This window comes from Pseudomonas sp. SIMBA_067 (assembly GCF_046534675.1).
GTDB classification, from domain to species: domain Bacteria; phylum Pseudomonadota; class Gammaproteobacteria; order Pseudomonadales; family Pseudomonadaceae; genus Aquipseudomonas; species Aquipseudomonas putida.
Window position 1 is genome coordinate 1 of record NZ_JAWRYH010001452.1, and the last position, 231, is coordinate 231.

Annotated in this window: 1 pseudogene; it reads left to right on the plus strand. The window is 65.4% G+C overall.

Annotation, left to right across the window (positions count from 1 at the left end):
- Positions 1-231 (plus strand): annotated as a pseudogene (locus SB765_RS34225) (MFS transporter); the annotation flags it as partial.

The following is a 231-nucleotide window of genomic DNA, read 5'->3' on the forward strand; positions in this document are numbered from 1 at the left end:
TCGGCCTGCACGGCTGGCAGTGGCTGTTCATCGTGATCGGTACGCCGGCGCTCCTGCTGACCTGGCCGGTGCTGCGCTACCTGCCGGACGGTCCCCGGCAGGTCAGCTGGATGAGCGACGACGAGAAGGCCTGGTTGACCGGTGAACTCACCAAAGACCTGCAAGCCTACGGCCAGACCCGTCACGGCAACCCACTGCACGCCTTGAAAGACAAGCGCGTGTTGCTGCTGG